Genomic DNA, 19,155 nt, shown 5'->3' with positions numbered 1-19,155 from the left:
TTGAGCCAACCCGACAACGGAGGTCACCCATGGCCCGCCAATCCTTGCTCAGTCTCCCCCTGCCCGCGCCGCCGCTGAAAAGCCGCCGTAGCTGGCCAAGCGTGAACCAGCGCCTGTTGCCATGGCTGCTGCCGCTTGGCTTGTTCGCCCTATGGTGGCTGGCCGCGCGCAACGAATGGATGAGCGAGCAGATACTGCCCGCGCCTTCGCTGGTGTGGAACAGCGCTGTCGAGTTGTCGCAAGGCGAGTTATGGAGCCACTTGTGGATCAGTTTGCAGCGTTTGTTCTGGGGTCTGCTCGCGGGGGTTTCTGCGGGTGCATTGCTCGGTGCAGCGCTGGGATTCAGTCGTCGTCTTGAACGTTTGATCTTCCCCACCTTCGCTGGACTTTCGCAAATACCGACGCTTGCGTGGATCCCGCTGTTCATGGTGTTTTTCGGCATCGGCGAAGTGCTGAAACTGGTGGTGCTGATCAAAGCGATCGTGGTGCCGGTGACCTTGCACACACTGGTCGGCGTAAGAGATGCACAACCAAAACTGCGCGAAGCCGCCGCTGTTTTACGTTTGCCGCCACACCTGATGATCCGTCGCCTGGTGTTGCCCGCCGCCCTCCCCGCGTTCATGGCTGGCGTGCGTCTGGCGCTCGCCGCCGGATGGACCTCATTACTGGCCGTCGAACTGCTGGCCTCCAGTGAAGGCATTGGCTACCTGATGGTCTGGGCGCGACAACTGTTCATGCTCGACATCGTGTTCGTCTGCATCGTCGTCATCGGTTTGATCGGCGTGGCGATGGATCGCGGTATCGGTCTGCTGGACAAAAAACTGGTGCACTGGCCGCACCCGGCCACTGCCGAAATTCGTCGCGGCCCGCGTTATGAAGGCTGGCAGCGGCTGCAACCATGGCTGCTACCGCTGGGCTTGTTGGCACTGTGGCAATTGGCGAGTGACCAGCAGTGGGTCGACGCCAATATTCTGGTCAGTCCGTTGGCCGTTTTGAGCACGGCATGGGCTGGCGTGCTCGATGGCACGTTGATCAGCGGCATGGCGCTCAGCCTCGGTCGCACCCTCGGCGGTTTGCTGTTGGGTGGTGGACTCGGTTTCGCCTTCGGCTTGCTGCTGGGCTTGTCGCGCACCAGCGAACGCCTGCTCGGCCCGACCCTCGCGGCCATCCGCCAGATCGCCATTTTCGCCTGGGTGCCACTGCTTACCGCGTGGTTCGGTCTCGGCGAACTGGCCAAGTGGGTATTCGTCGCCCTCGCCGCGTTCTTTCCGCTGTTTATCGCCACGCAACGCAGCGTCGCCAACCTCTCACCACAACTCAACGAAGCCGCACAAGTGTTGCGCCTGAGCCTCGGCCAACGCCTGCGCCGACTCGTGCTGCCGGGCGCCGCGCCGGGGATTTTTGCAGGCCTCAGACTGAGCCTGATCTACGCCTGGCTCGGCACCATCGGCGCTGAATATTTCATGCCGTCCAACGGCGGCATCGGCAGCCAGATGATCGGCGCACAACAACTGCTGCGTATGGACCTGATCATGGCCGGCATGCTTTTCGTCGGTCTCACCGGCGCCCTGCTCAACCTCATTGGCCAACGCCTGGAAATTCGCGCGACCCGCTGGAGACACGCATGAACGCACCGATTGTCAGCTTCAACCACGTAGGCAAATCCTTTGACGTCGACGGTTTCGAACTGGAGGCGATTCGCGAATTCAACCTCGACATTGCCGAGGGCGAATTCGTCGCCATTGTCGGCTCCAGCGGCTGTGGCAAATCGACGTTGCTGCGTTTGTTGGTGGGTCTTGATACGCAATTTCGCGGGCAGATCACCGTCGATGGCAAAGCCGTCAGCGGCATCGGCGGCGAGCGCGGCATTGTCTTCCAGGAACACCGTTTATTCCCGTGGCTGACCGTCGCCGACAACATCGGCCTCGGCCTGGTCAACGAGCCGCTGAGCGCTGCACAAAAGCAAAAACGCATCGACGATTTCATCGATCTGGTCGGCCTGCGCGACTTCACCCGCGCCTATCCGCACCAACTCTCCGGCGGCATGGCGCAGCGCGTGGCGATTGCTCGTGGCCTCGTCGCCAGCCCACGAATTCTGCTGCTCGACGAACCGTTCGGCGCGCTTGATGCGCTGACCCGCCAGCAAATGCAGGACGAGCTGTTGGCGATCCGCGCCCGCGCAAAAATCACCACGATTCTCGTTACCCACGACGTCGAGGAAGCGATCTTCCTCGCCGACCGCGTGGTGGTCATGGAGCCGCGTCCGGGGCGGATCAAACAAGTGGTCGACATCGCCCTGCCCCATCCGCGACAGCGCAGCAGTTTCGACTTCCATCAGTTGCGTGAAGAGCTGCTGCACGAACTGACCAGTGACGACCATTACCAACCGAGCGTGCCGGTGCAGATCCGCGATCTGCCGCTGACGTTCATTGCCTGCTGAACAGGAGTTTTGCGATGCCGCAACGTCCCAACTTTCTGGTGATTCTGGCCGACGATCTAGGCTTCTCCGACATCGGTGCGTTCGGCGGCGAAATCGCCACGCCGCATCTCGACGCTTTGGCCAACAACGGCCTGCGCCTGACCGATTTTCATACTGCACCGACCTGCTCGCCGACCCGCTCGATGCTGCTGACCGGCACCGACCACCACATCGCAGGGATCGGCACCATGGCCGAAACGCTGACGCCGGAACTGATCGGTAAACCGGGTTATGAGGGCTATCTCAACGATCGCGTGGTGGCGCTGCCGGAGTTGCTGCGCGAGGCCGGTTATCAAACCTTGATGAGTGGCAAATGGCACTTGGGTTTGAAGGCTGAATTGGCGCCCCATGCGCGAGGTTTCGAGCGTTCGTTTTCGCTGCTGCCGGGCGCGGCCAACCATTACGGTTTCGAGCCAACCTACGATGAGCAAACACCCGGCCTGCTGAAATCCACTCCGGCGCTGTACATCGAGGACGATACGTTTCTCGACGAATTGCCGAAGGATTTCTATTCCTCCGATGCCTTCGGCGACAAGTTGCTGCAGTACCTCAAGGAACGTGACCAGACCCGGCCGTTCTTCGCCTATTTGCCATTCTCCGCACCGCACTGGCCGTTGCAGGCGCCTGCCGACATCGTCGAGAAATACCGCGGCCGCTATGACGCCGGCCCTGAAGTGCTGCGCCTGGAACGCCTGGAAAAACTCAAAGCCCTCGGCCTGATCGAACCGGACGTCGAGCCGCATCCGCTAATTCAGTTGACCCAACAGTGGGACGCATTGAGCGAGGAGCAAAAACAGATTTCCGCACGGGCCATGGAGGTCTACGCGGCGATGGTCGAACGCATGGACTGGAACATCGGTCGGGTCGTCGATTACCTGCGCCAGCAAGGGCAGCTCGATAACACGTTCATCCTGTTCATGTCTGACAACGGTGCCGAAGGTGCGCTGCTGGAAGCGTTTCCGAAGTTCGGTCCGGAATTGGTGACATACCTCAGCCAGCATTACGACAACAGCCTCGACAACATTGGTCGGGCCAATTCATATGTCTGGTACGGGCCGAACTGGGCGCAGGTGGCGACCGCGCCATCGCGGTTGTTCAAGGCGTTTACCACGGAAGGCGGGATTCGCGTGCCGGCGCTGTTGCACTATCCGCAATTGGCGATCAAAGGGCAGATCAGCCATGGTTTCGGCACGGTGATGGACATCACGCCGACGATTCTCGATCTGGCCGGCGTGCGTCATCCGGGCAAGCTGTGGCACGGCAAATCGGTGGCGCCGTTGCGTGGTAAATCGTGGTTGGGATTCTTGTCGGGCGAGACCGCGCAGGTGCACGACGAGCACACGGTGACGGGTTGGGAATTGTTTGGGCGAAGGGCGATTCGGCAGGGATCGTGGAAAGCGGTGTGGATCCCCGGGCCAGTGGGGCCGGCGACCTGGCAGCTTTATGACTTGAGCAGTGATCCGGGGGAAATTCATGATCTGGCGTTGAGTCAGCCGGAGAAGCTCAGCACGTTGATCGGGCATTGGCAGCAGTATGTCGAGGAGACTGGGGTGATCTTGAGTGAGTCGCCGTTTCAGCCGGATTGAGGGCAAGGTCAAAAGCCCCTCACCCTAACCCTCTCCCGGAGGGAGAGGGGACTGACCGAGGTGTCTTTCGTCAAACATCGACCTGAAAAATCGGGTCGATTATGGATTCGACAAAGCTCTTTCACTTCGGTGTAACTCCTCAATATCCCCGGGTCGGTCCCCTCTCCCTATGGGCGGTCCGACGTTTCGGGAGGGCTAGGGTGAGGGCAACTCGTCAGGCCTCCACCGCCTCCCCTGCCACCACAACCTCATCCCGACGAACAAACCGGTTCGCCCGCCCAAACGTCCCAAAATCATTAAACCGCACGCCCATCTCACGCATCACCTTATGCGCCACCGGCACAGTCATCTGACGGATGTAAAACGGCTCCTTCACGACAAAATGATGAATCCCGTGGCTGCTGCCAAAATTGAAGCAGAACGCCTGCAACGGCCACAACCACCAAGGGTTCAGCACCTGACACTGCTGCAGCACATTACCCAACTCGACATCGCCGTAGTAATGCATGTTCGAGCTGATGAAGTGCAGACAAAAGGTGCGCAACACATTCGGACCGATAATCACCACAGCAGCGATATCGATCACCTGCATCACCGACAACGTCGTCGCAGACCATTCAATCGGCGCCCCCAGCAGGTACGCAATGCCATTGGCCGCATGAAAACCGAGAAACACATACCACGCGCCCCAATGCACCAGCGCCAGCGGCGCATACACCTTCAACGTGCGCTTGATGATGCTGAACTTATGCGCCCAGGTCTTGGCCCGCAGCATGCGGATAAACGCCGACATCACGTTGTCGCCGACCATCAGCAAGCGCGCAAAACCCCACGGCTCGCCGTTGGTGATCGCGCGTTCTTCCATGTCGGTTTCAGTGCCGGAGACCTTGTGATGATTGAGGTGCAGATGCCGACGAATCCACGGATTGATCGTACTCGGCCGCGCCAGCCAAACCAGGCCCATCATCAGGTTGTGCGGCACGCGCTGTTTGCGGAAATACATGCTGTGGATCAGGTCGTGCTCCAGCTCATGGGTCAGCGACGCGAAAAACGCATTGAGCAGCAGGCAAACCCACCACGCCATGTGGCCGCTGATGTACAGCGCCGCCGACCCCATCATCCCGATCAGGGCAAACGCCAGAATCCCCGCACCCAGCGCATCCTGATGCTTGAGAATCGGGTAGCGCTCGCGCAGTTCGACGCCTTTGGCCAGCACCACTTGGCGAATATGCGCTGATCGCTGGGCCGCATTGTGTCGCTGGGGACTTGCAGAAGTACCGTCCATGCTTCCATCCTCGGGTCTATGATGTTCGCATCGTGCCTCGCCAAGGCTTCATTTGCGGTAGCCAAGAACGCCAACCTGTTGACCGGAAGCGCCAATCAGCATGAAGGAACCGACCTCCCTCGCCAGCTGGACCCGTGCCTTGCGCAAGCAACTCGATGCGCTGGGACTGGACAGCATTGCCCTGTGCCAGCAGGCCGGGCTCGATCCGAATTTGATGGACGACCCCAACGCACGCTATCCGCTGTCCGGCACTACGCGCCTGTGGGAAATTGCCGTGCAGGTCAGCGGCGACCCGGCGATTGGTTTGCGCGTGTCGCGGTTCGTCAGCCCGACCACGTTCCATGCCCTCGGTTATGCGCTGGTGGCCAGCGGCAGTTTGCGCGAGGTGTTCGAGCGCATCGTGCGTTATCACCCGGTGGTCAGCGATGCGCTGGAACTGGAACTGAGCCGCAGCGACGACCGCTATCAATTCCGTCTGAAGATTCCGTCAGGCAATCCGGCGCCAGCCTTCGAAGCCATCGACGCCTTCACCGCGATCTACGTGCGCACCTGCCGTAATCGTCTTGGTCGCGATTACGCGCCGCTGGCCGTTTACCTGCGCCGCCCGGAGCCGAGCGATGCGCACCAATGGCACAAAGTCTTCCGCGCTCCGGTGCATTTTGGTTGTGCGGAGGATCGCCTGGAGTTCGCCCTTGCCGACTTTGACAGCCACCTCGACGACGCCAACCCGGAACTCGCTGAACACAATGAAGCCGTGCTCAAACGCACCATGGCTCAGCTCCAGCCGTTGACCTGGGAGCGCAAGGTGCGCGATGCCATTGAAGAACAACTGCCGGAAGGTGAACCCAGTGCAGAACGGATTGCCCAGGCGTTGCACCTGAGTTTGCGCAGCCTGCAAAGGCATCTGGCGGATGAGGGTTGTCGCTTCGACACATTGCTCAATGAGAGCCGCGAAAATCTGGCGCTGCTGCACCTGCGCGATCCGCAGTGTTCGTTGAGTGAGGTGAGTTATCTGCTCGGGTTTGCCGACACCAGTAGTTTCAGCCGTGCTTTCAAGCGCTGGACGGGGATGACGCCGGGGCAGTTTCGCGATGGCTTGCGCTGATCGTCAGCCTTTAGCCAGACTGCGTTCCATACCAGATGACCATTGTTCGATCATCGCAGCACCCATCGCGGCGAACGCCGGATGACTGGCGCCGTACTCCGCCATTTCGCCCATTGCCACCTGCATACCGTTAGCGACTTGCTGCAGTAATTCATTGCAACGCGCCTCCGTCAGATTGCAGGCCGTACGACCGAACCGCATCAGCATTTTGTGCTTGGGCCAAGCCTTCGAGCCACCCAAGAGCAACGCCATACTGTCGTTCTTTATGTAGACCGATGTGGTGATGATGTCGTATGCGGGCGCGAGTCTGATTGTCGATTCCTCGCCGCAGCTTTCGTAAAGCACGCCGAAGTTTTTGAGATGAGCGTCGCCGTTTTTCACGCCTGCGGACAAAGCCACAATCTTGAAAAATGCTTCCAGCGCCAGATTGAGCAATGCAGGCGAAACAAACGCTTTGATCTGCCGGGCCGCGCCTTCGTAAGAGCCGTCGTATTTGGCTTTCGACGGCCAACCGTTGAGTACGCAGAAGTCCTCAAAACCCAGGTAGCCCGTAGCGCTCAAATCAAAGCGCTCGATAACCAGAAACCTGCCATGTTCGCTGAGCTCGAAGTTCGGCACGTCTAGCCCGCAGTGTTGCGCGGCACGCATGCAGAAGTATTCGTTGGTCGCCAAATGCGGATATTCATCAGCCCGAAAAGCTTTGACCAAATGGGTCGATCCCCGATGCGTCAGACGATCAATCTCAGTCGCACTGTCACGTACCAGCACTTTAGGCTGCACCCCAGACACTCCGGAATACTGGCCATAGGTTTGCAACAGATCCTCGAACAAGCCTTGCGCACCATCGTGTACCAGCAGATCGGCCAGCGACGTTTCAGGCGGGCGATCCGTCATCGATGGGCTGGCAATGGATAACCGACCGAGCTGATAGGGGCCGACAATGGCCAGCAATGCAAAGTCATCGAAGCCGCGAACCGCTTTGCTGAAACGCCGAACCAACTCATCACGAAGGGCGCCTTCGGGCAGATTCATCTCGAAAACCGGATGAATGCCATGCTCCCAAAGATAACTCTCCAGCCGGGACGGCATTGTCAGTGACACGGCATTTCCAGCACTGGTTTCTTCGCGGTAACTGAAGACGCTGTCGACTCGATCTTGCCCGCGCGCCAACGTTCCCACCGCTTGCCCGCCGACACAGACATTTAATCGATCTGACGACTCAGTCATGGAAGTTGACCTTTTGCAGCGTATCGAGTGTCGGTCGACGGGACTGACGCGGAACCGCAGTCAGCTCATAGCCAAACCCGTTGAGGATCGCTTCGACTTTGCGCAGGCCGATTTCCGAAATAGTGTTGTTTTCGATCCCCGAAATCGTCGCGCGGCTCATTCCGTATTGCTGAGCCAGTGCCTGCTGGGTCATTTTGTTCGCCTTGCGCAGGGCTTTGATCAACTCGCCAAGCTGTTCCATCGGGCTTCCTGCATCAAATATGGTGCAAATTTAGATATATGTTTAATTTGCATCGCATTTGATGCACTCACTGAACAAGATTAGCCTAGTTCCCAGTGATCAAGAAGCAATCACTTGCTCACCACAAACCCCAGCTCAAAAACAGTGCCGTCAGCATCACTACTCACCCGCACCTGTCCCCCATGCAACTGCATGATCGACTGCACGATCGCCAGCCCCAAGCCACCCGAATCCCCCGGCTCTGCCCGTGAAGGATCGACGCGGTAGAAGCGGTCGAACAGTCTGCTCAGATGTTCATGCGCAATCGCCGGGCCATGGTTGTGCACTTGCAACCAGCACTCACCCGACTCGTCGCGGCGACGCAGACTGATCACCGATCCTTGATCGGCATGACGCACGGCATTGGCCAACAGATTGCCGAGCGCCCGTTGCAACAGTTGCTGATCGGCAAGCAGTTCACCGTGCAGTTGATTGTCCAGCCACACGTCACGGTCATCCGCCAAGGCTTCAAAGTAATCACACAGCTCACCGCCAACGCTGTGCAAATCCAGGATTTGCAAATTCAGCGCCCGCTCGGCCTGCTCGGCACGAGCAAGGAACATCAGGTTTTCCGCCATGCGCTTGAGCCGTTCGAACTCTTCCATGTTCGAGGCCAGGACTTCCTGATATTCCTCGGTGCTGCGCGGATGATTCAGCGCCTGGCCGTTACTGGCGAGCAAGGTGTGCAACGGCGTGCGGATTTCGTGGGCGAGGTCGGCGGAGAACTGCGACAGGCGCTGCACGCTATCGTCCAGCCGCGCGAGCATGCCGTTGAGCGCCTGCACCGGTTCAAGCAATTCTGCCGGCGTGCCATTGGCAGGCAGGCGTTGATCAAGGCTACGCAGATCGATGCCGCGCACCGCTTCGCTCAACTGCCGCAACGGTTGCAGGCCCCGGCGCAGCAAGAGCAAGCCCAAGGCAAAAGCGAGCAACGCGCCCAGTCCAACCGACAGGTACAAGCGCATGCGATAGCTGCCGAGCATCTGCTCGCGCTCGCTCAACACTTTGCCGGCGATGACCGTCAACGGCTCGCCGTTCGGCCCTTGCGCTTCGCCGGATAACAGCGCCAGTTCAGCACCGTCCGGCGCTTGCCACGTGAGTACATCGGGACGCTTTGGCGTTTGCTCGCGGGGGATGGCGTTCAGCGCGGGCAAATCGCGTTGACGGGGATTGATCGCGATCACGCTCGATCCGTCGGCACGGCGCACCAGCAACAGACTGTCGAGATTGCCGAGCATGTTTTGATACAGCCGTGGCCGTGCCTGCAAGGCATCGAGGCTGTCGCTGTCGGCGAGCAAGGCGCGCACTTGCTCCAGTCGACCGAGCAACGCGAGGTCGTCGCGGTAGGCGATTTCCGAGGCCAGCGAGCGGTAGAGAAACACGCCAATCGTGCTCAGTACCAAGGCGCAAACAATGGCGAACGCCAGCGCCAGTCGCCAGGCGATCGACTTAGAGCGCATCGTCCGGCGCTTCCAGTTGATAACCGACACCGCGCACGGTGTGGATAAGTTTCGGCATGTACGGATCATCGACTTTCGAACGCAAACGCCGCACGGCGACTTCGACCATGTTGGTGTCGCTGTCAAAATTCAGGTTCCACACCTGCGAGGCGATCAGCGTGCGCGACAGCACTTCGCCCTGACGGCTGGCGAGCAATTGCAACAAGGCGAACTCCTTGTTGGTCAGGGCAATGCGCTGGCCGCCGCGACTGACACGGCGGCGCAACACATCGATTTCCAGATCGGCGATGCTGTACGACTCGGCTTCGCGCATCGGCCCGCGCCGTAGCAACGTGCGTACCCGTGCGAGCAGTTCGGCGAAGGCGAAGGGCTTGAGCAGGTAATCATCGGCGCCCAGCTCGAGGCCGCGCACGCGGTCTTCAATGGCGTCCTTGGCGGTCAGGAACAATACCGGCGTGGCGCCGCGCTGGCGGATCAGCTGCAGCAATTGCCAGCCGTTGAGCCCGGGGAGCATCACGTCGAGGATGATCAGGTCATATTCCTGTTGCTCGATAAAGTAACGGCCATCGAGGCCATTGAGCGCCACGTCCACGGCAAAACCCGACTCGCCCAAGCCTTTGGCGAGGAAATTCGCGGTTTTGGCTTCATCTTCTACGACCAGCAAACGCATGGCACACCTCGATTGATCAGGCGTACAGGCTAGGCGCCTTCGCCGGCGTTGCCCATTACAAACTTGTAATCAGACTGACGAGGTTCTGACGAAGGACGGCGATTAAGGTGACGGCCTTCGCTTTTGGAGCCTGTCCATGACCGTCAAATACCTTGTAGCCAGCCTGGCCCTCGGCCTCAGTGCCAGCGTGTTCGCAAGCCCGGAACTGCCGCGTCACGCCGATCTCGACCTGAAAACCGCACGGCTGCTCGCCGACACGGCAATGGCCAACTGCACCGGCACGGTGTCGGTGCTCGATCGGGGCGGCAATCTGTTGGTGACCCTGCGCGGCGACGGTGTCGGCCCGCACAACACCGCCGCCAGCCAACGCAAGGCCTACACCGCGCTGTCGACCAAAACCGCCACGCGGCTATTCGCCGAACGCGCTCGCAGCAATCCGCAATCCGCCAACCTCAACACTCTCGACGAACTGCTGCTGCTTGGCGGCGGGATTCCGCTGTTCGCCGCTGATGAACTGGTCGGTGCGATAGGCGTGGCCGGTTCCGGCGGCGGCGAGCAAGACGAAAACTGTGCGATCAAGGCGGCCGAAAAAACCGGTCTGGCCGCTACCCGTTCCCAATAAGGAGTTCCATCCATGACGACTTTGCGCATGACCCTTGCCGCGCTCGGCCTGAGCGCTTTTTCCAGCCTGGCCCTGGCTGCCGGCAACCCGCTGAGCGTGCACGTGCTCAACCTGGAAAACGGCCTGCCGTCGCCGGGCATCAACGTGACCCTGGAGAAACATGTCGGTCAGGACTGGCAGCCGCTGGCTCAGGGCACCACCAATGAACAAGGGCGGATTGCCGAACTGTTCCCGGCCAAACAGCCTTTTGAAGCGGGTGAATACCGCGTGGTGTTCAAGACTGGCGAGTACTTCAAGAAGGTCAAGCACGACACCTTCTTCCCGGAAATTCCGGTGATTTTTGAAGTGAAGCAAACCGATCAGCATTACCACATCCCGCTGCTGCTGAGCCCGTATGGTTTCTCGACCTATCGCGGTTCGTAAAATCAACACAGATCCCCTGTAGGAGTGAGCCTGCTCGCGATAGCGGTATGTCAGTCACCCATTGGCTAACTGATAGATGGCTATCGCGAGCAGGCTCACTCCTACAGGTCTGTGCTTTGCTCCAGATATCACGAACAGCAAAAAAACCTGTGGGAGCCTGGCTTGCCAGCGATGGCGTCCGTACAGCAGACATCGATGTCGGCTGATGCACCGCTATCGCTGGCAAGCCAGCTCCCACAGGGGCTGGGGTGCATTGTCAGATCGTGGCCAGGGCGCGCAATCGCGCGGGGTCGAGGATTTCGATCTCGCCATACCCAAGCCCGATAATCCCCTGCCCCTGCAAATCCTTGAGGATCTGGTTGGTGGTCTGCCGCGACAGCGACAGCATCGATGCCAACTGCTCCTGCGGCAGTTGCAGTACACGACGCGGCGCGTCGAGTTCGCCGTAGCCCTCGGCGATCATCAGCAAGCGATGGGCCAGACGCGCCGGCGCTGGCAGCAGGCTCAGTTGTTCGAGATTGATGAAGGCCAGGCGCAGTTTGTGGCTCATCAGCAGCGCCAGATGCCGCCAATACACCGGATGTTCGTCGAGCAGTTTCAGCAACGTCGCCTGCGGAATATTCAGCAGCGTGCACGGCCCGACTGCGTAGGCGTCATGGGTACGCGGCTGACCATCGAACAGGCAGATCTCGCCGAACCAGTGCGGCGCTTCCACCAGACTCAACAACGCCTCCTTGCCCTGCTCGCTCACCGCACCGATGCGCACGGCGCCATCGAGCACTGCGTACAAACCGCACGGCGCATCGCCGCGCTGGAACAAGCGCTGCCCCGCCGTCAGCCGCCGCTCTCGCGCTGCCGCCAGCAAGCTATCCTGAAAAGACACCGGCAGATGACTGAACCACTGGCCACTCATCAGCCGCGAACGTATTTGCATAAACACTCCTGGATTGTCGCCTGCCTGACAGAGCGAACCCTGATCCCGAGGGATGATGCGATCAACCCTACCGGAGGAACAACAATGAAAAGCCTCGTCGACCACCTCAGTCAATACGCCGCCTACCACCGTGATCCGCGCAACATCGCCAGCCACTTTATCGGCATTCCGCTGATTGTGGTGGCGGTGGCGGTTTTGTTGTCGCGTCCGCAATGGTCGCTGGGTGGCTTGTGGATATCTCCAGCCGTTGTCGTGGCGCTGGCCTCGGCGTGGTTTTACCTGCGCCTGGAAGTGAAGCTCGGGGTGTTGATGACCGTGCTGATGGGTTTATCCGTCTGGGCCGGGCATGTGTTGGCGCAGCAGAGCACCATGGTCTGGCTGAGCAGCGGCCTGGCGATGTTTGTAATCGGCTGGGTGATCCAGTTTGTCGGGCATCACTATGAAGGGCGCAAACCGGCGTTTGTCGATGACGTGTCGGGGCTGATTGTCGGGCCGTTGTTTGTCGTGGCCGAGTTGGCGTTCATGCTCGGGATGCGGCATGAATTGAAAGAGCAGATCGAAGCGCGGGCGGGGGTGGTGCAGGTCAATCCGAACAAAAAAGCGGCGGCTTAGGCCGCTTGAAAGATCGCAGCCTACGGCAGCTCCTACAGTGGGTTTGGTCGATCACAAAATGTGTGACCAACCGAAACCCCTGTAGGAGCTGCCGCAGGCTGCGATCTTTTGGTCTTAGAGGCTTGCGACTTTCTGCCAGACCTTCGGCTTGAAGAACAGGGTCTCACCCTTGGCCAAGCCGATCAGGCTGTCGTGGTCTTTCACCACTTCGGCCTCGATCAAATCCGTCTGGCCCTCAACCTTGAGCGTCACCCGCGTGGTCGCGCCCAACGGGCGGATGTCACGGACTTCAGCCGCATGGTGATCCTCCAGCTCATGCCTGGACAACGAAACTTCATGCGGGCGGAACAGCACGTGATTGTCGTCGCTCAACAGCAAGCGGTTCGAATCGCCGAGGAAGTGATAAACGAAATCGCTGGCCGGGTTTTCGTAAACGTCGCCCGGTGAGCCGATCTGCTCGATCACGCCCTTGTTCATCACCACGATACGGTCGGCGACTTCCATCGCTTCTTCCTGGTCGTGGGTCACGAACACCGAGGTCAGGTTGATGTCTTCGTGCAACCGCGCCAGCCAGCGGCGCAGCTCTTTACGCACCTTGGCATCGAGGGCGCCGAACGGCTCATCGAGCAGAAGCACTTTTGGCTCGACCGCCAAGGCACGGGCCAAAGCGATACGTTGACGCTGACCACCGGACAACTGCTCCGGATAACGATCCGACAGCCAATCCAGCTGCACCATGTTCAGCAGTTCATGCACCTTGACCGCGATCTGGCTTTCGTTCGGACGCTGGTTTTTCGGCTTCATGCGCAGACCGAACGCGACGTTATCGAACACGGTCATGTGGCGGAACAACGCGTAATGCTGGAACACGAAACCGACGTTGCGATCACGCACGTCGTGGCCGGAGACGTCTTCTCCGTGGAACACAATATTGCCGTTATCCGGGGTTTCCAGGCCGGCAATAATGCGCAGCAAGGTGGTCTTGCCGCAGCCCGACGGGCCGAGCAACGCCACCAGCTCACCGCTGTGGATATCCAGACTGATGTTGTCCAGCGCCTTGAAGGCATTGAAATTCTTGCTGACGTTACGCACTTCGATCGACATGAATTATTCCTCCGCGGCGCTGGCGCGCAGGCGGTTGATACGGTTTTCGCTCCACTGCTTGAGCAGCAGGATGAAGAGCGCCAGGATCAGCAACAGGCTCGCCACGGCGAACGCGGCCACGTGGTTGTATTCGTTGTAGAGGATCTCGACGTGCAGCGGCAAGGTGTTGGTCACCCCGCGAATGTGCCCGGAGACCACCGACACCGCACCGAACTCACCCATGGCCCGCGCCGTACACAGCACCACGCCATAGATCAGGCCCCATTTGATATTGGGGACGGTGACGTGCCAGAACATCTGCCAGCCGTTAGCGCCGAGCAGACGCGCGGCTTCCTCTTCCTGCGTGCCTTGTTCCTGCATCAACGGAATCAGTTCACGAGCGACGAACGGCACGGTGACGAAAATCGTTGCCAGCACGATGCCCGGCAGGGCGAAGACGATCTGGATGTCGTGATCCTGCAGCCACGGACCGAACAAGCCTTGTGCGCCGAACATCAGCACGTAGACCAGACCGGCGATCACCGGCGATACCGAGAACGGCAGGTCGATCAGCGTCACCAGCATGCTCTTGCCACGGAACGAGTATTTGCTCACGCACCACGCCGCACTGACGCCGAATACCAGGTTCAGCGGCACCGAAATCAGCACGGCGAACACGGTGAGTTTCAGCGCCGAAAGCGCGTCCGGCTCAAAGATCGCGGTGAAGAAAGCGCCGAGGCCATTCTTCAAACCCTGCGATACGACGATGAACAACGGCAGCAGCAGAAACAGGAAAAAGATCAGCCAGCCCAGGCCGATCAGGATTCTGCGCGAGGTGGCGCTGCCACGGCGTGCAGCGTTGGCCGAAGAGGCGGCCGCAATAGACGATTGGGACATGTTCGCGCCTCCTTATGGGGTTTCGATGCGCCGCTGCAGCAAGTTGATCAGCAGCAACAGGACGAAGGAAACCACCAGCATCAACACGCCGATGGCGGTGGCGCCGGTGTAATCGTATTGGTCGAGTTTGACCATGATCAGCAGCGGCAGGATCTCGGTTTTCATCGGCATGTTGCCGGCGATGAAAATCACCGAGCCGTACTCGCCGACGCCACGCGCGAACGCCAGGGCAAAACCGGTCAGCCAGGCGGGCAGGAGTGCCGGAACCAGAATGTGGCGAAACACCTGCCATGGCTTCGCACCGAGGCACGCCGCCGCTTCTTCGACTTCTCGAGGAATATCGGCCAGCACCGGCTGCACCGTGCGCACCACGAACGGCAGGGTGACGAAGGTCAGCGCCAGAGTGATACCGAGCGGGGTGTAGGCGATTTTGAAACCGAGGTCAGCGGCGAATTGGCCGACCAGACCGGCCGGCGCATACAGCGCGGTCAGCGCGATACCGGCCACCGCTGTCGGCAGGGCGAACGGCAGATCGATCATCGCGTCGATCACCTTGCGCCCCGGGAAGGTGTAGCGCACCAGCACCCAGGCCAGCAGCGTGCCGATGATGCCGTTGATGATCGCCGCACACAGCGCGGTGCCGAAGCTCAACTTCAACGCGGCCAGCACCCGTGGTGCGGAAATGATCGTCCAGAACTGATCCCAGGTAAGTTGCGCGGCGTGGACGAACATCGCCGCCAGCGGGATAAGCACAATCAGGCTGAGGTACACCAAGGTGTAGCCCAGCGTCAGCCCGAAGCCGGGTATGACGGGGGAGATACGACGCGACATAAAAGTCCTTGGTTAAAAAACGCGCGAAGCCCCGAAGGTAAATCCGGGGCTTGTTTATGGCTATGAAAACTTACTGCGCCTGATAAATCTGGTCGAACACGCCACCGTCGTTGAAGAATTTCGGTTGCGCGGCTTTCCAGCCGCCGAAGTCCTTGTCGATGGTCACCAGTTCCAGTTTCGGGAACTGCTGGGCGTACTTGGCAGCCACGTCCTTGTCACGTGGACGGTAGAAGTTTTTCGCGGCAATTTCCTGACCAGCCGGGCTGTACAGGTGCTTCAGATAAGCTTCGGCGATCTGCTCGTTACCCTTCTTCTCGGCGTTCTTGTCAACCACGGCCACCGGTGGCTCGGCGAGGATCGACAGCGAAGGTACGACGATGTCGAATTTGTCGGCGCCGCCATCTTCTTTCAGCGCCAGGAACGCTTCGTTTTCCCAGGCCAGCAACACGTCACCCTGACCGTTGTTGACGAAGGTGATGGTCGAACCGCGTGCACCGGTGTCGAGGACCGGCACGTGCTTGAACAGGGTCTGCACATATTCTTTGGCTTTGGCTTCGTCACCGCCGTTGGCTTTCAGGCCGTAGGCCCATGCGGCGAGGAAGTTCCAGCGTGCACCGCCAGAGGTTTTTGGATTAGGGGTGATTACCGATACGTCGTTCTTGACCAGATCGCCCCAGTCCTTGATGCCTTTCGGGTTGCCCTTGCGCACCAGGAAGACGATGGTCGAGGTGTACGGCGTGCTCGCTTCCGGCAGACGCTTCTGCCAGTCGGCAGGCAGGGTCTTGCCGAGTTTGGCGATTTCGTCGATGTCACCGGCCAGGGCCAGGGTCACGACGTCAGCGCGCAGACCGTCGATCACCGCACGGCCCTGTTTGCCCGAACCGCCGTGAGATTGCTGGATTTTCACCGTGTCGCCAGCGTGGTCTTTCTGCCAGAACTTGATGAATTCAGCGTTGTAGTCCTGATACAGCTCGCGTGTCGGGTCATATGACACATTGAGCAGTTCGTAATCCTTGGCAACCGCGGAACCGGCAAACACAGCGCTGGCCAGGGCGGCCAAAGCGTAACGGCGAATCGACGACATGGTGAAAGCTCCTGGAATTCTGGGTGGTGGCTTTTTCTTATGAATATCTGGAATCGGGTGTGCCGGCTAAAGATCGCAGCCTTCGGCAGCTCCTACACACAGCCCCCTGTAGGAGCTGCCGCAGGCTGCGATCTTTTGATCTTCAACTCAGCCCGGTTGTTTACCCGGTTGCTGCAAACGGAATTTCTCTTTGCGTTCGATCTGTACGACTTGCGCGTTGTGCACAGTGATCTCCACCGCGCCGAAACGCAGATCGCGCAGGGCGCTCTGGATTTCACGCAAAATGGTGCTTTCGTCCTGACCGTCAACGCTGCGAAGGGATGCGCTCATGGTGCTGCTCCTTTGAATGGGATTTGCCTGGCAGTGGGCGGCACTGCGTTCGGCGTGGAAGCAATATAAGAGAGGCACGGATATTCTTAAAAAGACTATTTAAGAATGTTTATATAACCAGAAAACATTATGTGGCACGGCAAGGGTTTGCGCGTTGGTGGAGCAAAAGATCGCAGCCTTCGGCAGCTCCTACAGGGATCGGTGCAGGAGCTGCCGAAGGCTCGGGCCGCGATCGGACGATCTTTTGATCTTTTAACCAATCACCGGTGTTCTTGCCCAATCAATCTCCTGCGCTTGAACCGGCCGCCCAAACCAATACCCCTGCCCCAGATCACATTCCTGCTCCAGCAAAAACGCCGCCTGCTCAACCTGCTCGATACCCTCGGCATGCACCTGCATGCCCATGCTCCGGGCCAGCGCGATGATCACCCGCACGATCGCTGCGTCATCCTCGTCCCAAGGCAAGCCGGCAACAAAACCCTGATCGATTTTCAGCTTCTGCACCGGCAAGCGCTTGAGCCGCAAAAGCGATGAATACCCGGTACCAAAATCATCGATGGCCAGACGAATACCCAATTCACGCAAACGATGCATCTGCTCTAACGCCACTTCCGGATCGTCCATTACCGCGCTTTCCGTCACCTCCAGCTCCAGATACGCCGGATCCAGCCCGGTGTCATGCAGGACCTGCGCGACCTGTTGATAAAGCTCACGCCGGGCGAACAAACGCGACGACACATTCACCGCGACAAATGACAGTACGATTCCAGCCTGTTGCCACTGGCACATCTGCCGACACGCCTGCTGCATCACCCACGCGTCGATTTCGGCAATCAGCCCGGTGCGCTCGGCAATCGGGATGAATTCCGCCGGCGACACCAGACCGCGCTGCGGATGCTGCCAACGCACCAAGGCTTCAACACCGATCAAGCGACTGGTCTTCAAGTCATGTACAGGCTGGTAGAACACCCGCAATTCCCGTTGCTCCAGCGCCCGGCGCAGTTCGAAAGCGATTTCCACCCGTTGCTGGGCGTGGGCGGTGAGTTCTTCGGTGTACAAGGCGTACCCGTTGCGGCCGCTGCTCTTGGCCTTGAACAACGCCGCGTCGGCATTGCGCAACAGTTGTTCGGCGCTCAACGCGTCACTGGGGAACAGGCTGATGCCGAGGCTGCCGTTGATGAACAACTGATTGCCATCAATGCTGAACGGCTCCTTCAGTGCATCGAGAATCCGTTGCGCCAGCGCTGCTGCCTGCACCGGCTGTGGACAACTTTCCGCCAGTACGGCGAACTCATCACCACCGAGACGCGCCAGCGTAATGCCGGGGCCGAACAGCGCCTGCAAGCGCGCTGCCACGGCCTTGAGCAAGCGATCGCCGATGTTATGGCCGAGGCTGTCGTTGATCATTTTGAAGTGATCGAGATCAAGCATCAGCAGTGCACAACCGCGCTTGTGGTTTTGCGCCGAGGCCAGTGCCTGTTCAGCGCGATCGCTGAACAGCAGCCGATTGGGCAGATCGGTCAGCGGATCGTGGTGCGCGAGGTGTTTGAGCTCATGCTCGGAATCCTTGATCGCACTAATGTCTGAAAACACCGCGACGTAATGGCTGCGCCGGCCCTGATCATCGTGAATGACCCGAATGGTCTGCCACTGTGGATAAATCTCGCCGCTTTTTCGGCGGTTCCAGATTTCGCCGCTCCATTCGCCCTGCGATTCCAGAGTGGCAAACATCGCCTGATAAAATCCCGGCGGATGATGGCCCGACTTGAACAGGCTCGGCTGCTGCCCGAGGACTTCTTCACGCTGATAACCGGTGATCTCGATGAACGCACGATTGACGTGCACGATCAGCCCCTGATGGTTGGTCACCAGCACCCCTTCGCGGGTGCAATCGAAGACCGCCGCCGCTTGACGCAGGCGTTCGCGGTCGGCGTGGCGTTCGCGCAAACGCGCACCTATTCCGAGAAACTCGCACAATCGCGCCCGCGCCAGGAAAATCAGCCCGGCGCTGAACGCCGCGAAGACGTAACCGTTGATCAGTTGCCATCGGGCAAGATCGACGGAGTTATCGAAGAAATTGTTTAATAAATGATCAGTGCCCTGCAGCCAGACAGCAGCAAGCACGAGATAAAGCAGCGCTGCACGCAAAGCATCGCGGTAAGTGGCAGGCATTCGACTGTCCATGTCCCTACAAAAAGGTTGGAATTATAGGTCAAGAAACATCCAGCGACTGTTATCTGAAAGGGC

19 protein-coding genes are annotated in these 19,155 nt (G+C 59.5%); 7 read left to right on the top strand and 12 right to left on the bottom strand.

The window, feature by feature from the left end; all coding sequences use genetic code 11:
• Nucleotides 1-29 precede the first annotated feature (29 nt).
• From ACM6IN_RS06425 to ACM6IN_RS06415, 3 genes are read left to right on the top strand one after another with little or no spacing between them, the layout of a single operon-like run.
• The gene (locus ACM6IN_RS06425) at nucleotides 30-1,628 is read left to right on the top strand and encodes an ABC transporter permease (protein ID WP_414915619.1); all 1,599 of its coding nucleotides are present in this window, start codon (nucleotides 30-32) and stop codon (nucleotides 1,626-1,628) included.
• Nucleotides 1,625-2,440, top strand: coding sequence for an ABC transporter ATP-binding protein (locus ACM6IN_RS06420; protein ID WP_007917657.1), 816 nt, complete (start codon nucleotides 1,625-1,627; stop codon nucleotides 2,438-2,440). Before ACM6IN_RS06425 ends, ACM6IN_RS06420 begins: the two co-directional genes overlap by 4 nt.
• 14 nt (nucleotides 2,441-2,454) lie before the next feature.
• The gene (locus ACM6IN_RS06415; RefSeq protein WP_414915618.1) at nucleotides 2,455-4,065 is read left to right on the top strand and encodes an arylsulfatase; all 1,611 of its coding nucleotides are present in this window, start codon (nucleotides 2,455-2,457) and stop codon (nucleotides 4,063-4,065) included.
• A gap of 214 nt (nucleotides 4,066-4,279) precedes the next feature.
• Here ACM6IN_RS06415 and ACM6IN_RS06410 read toward each other — a convergent pair whose 3' ends face one another.
• Nucleotides 4,280-5,350 carry a fatty acid desaturase gene (locus ACM6IN_RS06410; protein WP_414915617.1) on the bottom strand — a complete coding sequence of 357 codons (1,071 nt, stop codon included), beginning with the start codon at nucleotides 5,348-5,350 and terminating at the stop codon, nucleotides 4,280-4,282.
• 100 nt (nucleotides 5,351-5,450) lie between these two features.
• Between ACM6IN_RS06410 and ACM6IN_RS06405 the strand changes: the two genes are divergently transcribed.
• Entirely contained in the window at nucleotides 5,451-6,455 is a 1,005-nt protein-coding gene (locus ACM6IN_RS06405; RefSeq protein WP_414915616.1) for an AraC family transcriptional regulator, read from the top strand.
• Nucleotides 6,456-6,458: 3 nt separating this feature from the next.
• On the opposite strand, the gene ACM6IN_RS06400 is transcribed toward ACM6IN_RS06405, so the two are convergent.
• From ACM6IN_RS06400 to ACM6IN_RS06385, 4 genes are all read right to left on the bottom strand, one after another.
• Nucleotides 6,459-7,682, bottom strand: coding sequence for a type II toxin-antitoxin system HipA family toxin (locus ACM6IN_RS06400; RefSeq protein WP_414915615.1), 1,224 nt, complete (start codon nucleotides 7,680-7,682; stop codon nucleotides 6,459-6,461).
• On the bottom strand, nucleotides 7,675-7,923 hold the full coding sequence (locus ACM6IN_RS06395) for a helix-turn-helix domain-containing protein (RefSeq protein ID WP_007917667.1): 249 nt from the start codon (nucleotides 7,921-7,923) through the stop codon (nucleotides 7,675-7,677). The genes ACM6IN_RS06400 and ACM6IN_RS06395 overlap by 8 nt, the downstream gene beginning before the upstream one ends.
• 110 nt (nucleotides 7,924-8,033) lie before the next feature.
• Nucleotides 8,034-9,422: a heavy metal sensor histidine kinase gene (locus ACM6IN_RS06390; RefSeq protein ID WP_414915614.1), complete on the bottom strand. Its 1,389-nt coding sequence runs from the start codon at nucleotides 9,420-9,422 to the stop codon at nucleotides 8,034-8,036.
• Nucleotides 9,412-10,092: a heavy metal response regulator transcription factor gene (locus ACM6IN_RS06385; protein ID WP_007917671.1), complete on the bottom strand. Its 681-nt coding sequence runs from the start codon at nucleotides 10,090-10,092 to the stop codon at nucleotides 9,412-9,414. Before ACM6IN_RS06385 ends, ACM6IN_RS06390 begins: the two co-directional genes overlap by 11 nt.
• 136 nt (nucleotides 10,093-10,228) lie before the next feature.
• Here ACM6IN_RS06385 and ACM6IN_RS06380 point away from each other — a divergent pair, with 136 nt between their 5' ends.
• On the top strand, nucleotides 10,229-10,714 hold the full coding sequence (locus ACM6IN_RS06380) for a GlcG/HbpS family heme-binding protein (RefSeq protein WP_414915613.1): 486 nt from the start codon (nucleotides 10,229-10,231) through the stop codon (nucleotides 10,712-10,714).
• A 12-nt stretch (nucleotides 10,715-10,726) separates the two neighbouring features.
• A complete protein-coding gene (gene uraH / locus ACM6IN_RS06375; RefSeq protein WP_414915612.1) occupies nucleotides 10,727-11,137 on the top strand; it encodes a hydroxyisourate hydrolase in 411 nt (136 codons plus the stop codon).
• A gap of 256 nt (nucleotides 11,138-11,393) precedes the next feature.
• On the opposite strand, the gene ACM6IN_RS06370 is transcribed toward uraH, so the two are convergent.
• The gene (locus ACM6IN_RS06370; protein ID WP_095113899.1) at nucleotides 11,394-12,071 is read right to left on the bottom strand and encodes a Crp/Fnr family transcriptional regulator; all 678 of its coding nucleotides are present in this window, start codon (nucleotides 12,069-12,071) and stop codon (nucleotides 11,394-11,396) included.
• An 84-nt stretch (nucleotides 12,072-12,155) separates the two neighbouring features.
• Between ACM6IN_RS06370 and ACM6IN_RS06365 the strand changes: the two genes are divergently transcribed.
• On the top strand, nucleotides 12,156-12,683 hold the full coding sequence (locus tag ACM6IN_RS06365) for a DUF962 domain-containing protein (protein ID WP_414915611.1): 528 nt from the start codon (nucleotides 12,156-12,158) through the stop codon (nucleotides 12,681-12,683).
• Between the two features lie 114 nt (nucleotides 12,684-12,797).
• Here the strand turns inward: ACM6IN_RS06365 and ACM6IN_RS06360 are convergent, their stop codons facing one another.
• The 6 genes from ACM6IN_RS06360 to dibA form a co-directional block, all read right to left on the bottom strand.
• A complete protein-coding gene (locus ACM6IN_RS06360) occupies nucleotides 12,798-13,787 on the bottom strand; it encodes a sulfate/molybdate ABC transporter ATP-binding protein (RefSeq protein WP_007917678.1) in 990 nt (329 codons plus the stop codon).
• 3 nt (nucleotides 13,788-13,790) lie between these two features.
• Nucleotides 13,791-14,663, bottom strand: a complete 873-nt coding sequence (gene cysW, locus ACM6IN_RS06355; protein WP_007917679.1) for a sulfate ABC transporter permease subunit CysW — start codon at nucleotides 14,661-14,663, stop codon at nucleotides 13,791-13,793.
• A 12-nt stretch (nucleotides 14,664-14,675) separates the two neighbouring features.
• Nucleotides 14,676-15,494 (bottom strand): sulfate ABC transporter permease subunit CysT, encoded by an 819-nt coding sequence (gene cysT / locus ACM6IN_RS06350; protein WP_007917680.1) that lies wholly within the window; start codon nucleotides 15,492-15,494, stop codon nucleotides 14,676-14,678.
• Between the two features lie 70 nt (nucleotides 15,495-15,564).
• Nucleotides 15,565-16,578 (bottom strand): sulfate ABC transporter substrate-binding protein, encoded by a 1,014-nt coding sequence (locus ACM6IN_RS06345; protein WP_123375661.1) that lies wholly within the window; start codon nucleotides 16,576-16,578, stop codon nucleotides 15,565-15,567.
• 147 nt (nucleotides 16,579-16,725) lie between these two features.
• Nucleotides 16,726-16,908, bottom strand: coding sequence for a sulfur starvation response protein OscA (gene oscA / locus ACM6IN_RS06340; RefSeq protein ID WP_007917682.1), 183 nt, complete (start codon nucleotides 16,906-16,908; stop codon nucleotides 16,726-16,728).
• A gap of 252 nt (nucleotides 16,909-17,160) precedes the next feature.
• Nucleotides 17,161-19,080 (bottom strand): phosphodiesterase DibA, encoded by a 1,920-nt coding sequence (gene dibA / locus ACM6IN_RS06335; RefSeq protein ID WP_007917683.1) that lies wholly within the window; start codon nucleotides 19,078-19,080, stop codon nucleotides 17,161-17,163.
• Nucleotides 19,081-19,155: the final 75 nt, after the last annotated feature.

The sequence above is a fragment of the Pseudomonas sp. IT-P395 genome, assembly GCF_949767675.1.
Classification (GTDB): domain Bacteria; phylum Pseudomonadota; class Gammaproteobacteria; order Pseudomonadales; family Pseudomonadaceae; genus Aquipseudomonas.
The sequence above is the reverse complement of the archived record's forward strand: the minus strand, read 5'-3'. Positions and strand labels throughout refer to the sequence as shown.